The sequence below is a fragment of the Paenibacillus oleatilyticus genome (assembly GCF_018998565.1).
Lineage (GTDB): Bacteria > Bacillota > Bacilli > Paenibacillales > NBRC-103111 > Paenibacillus_G > Paenibacillus_G oleatilyticus.
On the sequence record NZ_JAHNZO010000220.1, the window covers coordinates 1 to 311 of the forward strand.

Annotated in this window: 1 pseudogene; it reads right to left on the reverse strand. The window is 63.0% G+C overall.

Annotated features, from left to right (window positions below):
* Positions 1 to 311 (reverse strand): annotated as a pseudogene (locus tag KQX66_RS39220) (hypothetical protein); the annotation flags it as partial.

The following is a 311-nucleotide window of genomic DNA, read 5'->3' on the forward strand; positions in this document are numbered from 1 at the left end:
GGTGCTGCCGCTGGTGACGTAGTTGCCGACGTCGACCAGTTTCAACCCGACGCGGCCGTCGATTGGCGCAGTGATGCGGCTGTAGGTGATCTGCAGTTTGGCGCTGTCGACCGCGCCCTGATCGGCTTTGATGGCGCCTTCGGTTTGCTGCACCAGCGAGGCCTGCGTATCCAGCTCTTGACGGGAAACCAGATTGGTTTTCACCAATTGCTGGTAGCGCGCCAGATCGCGTCGGGCGTTGGCCAGCGTGGCCTGATCTTTCGCCAACTGCCCCTGCGCCTGGGTCAGTTGCACCTGGAACGGCCGGGGAT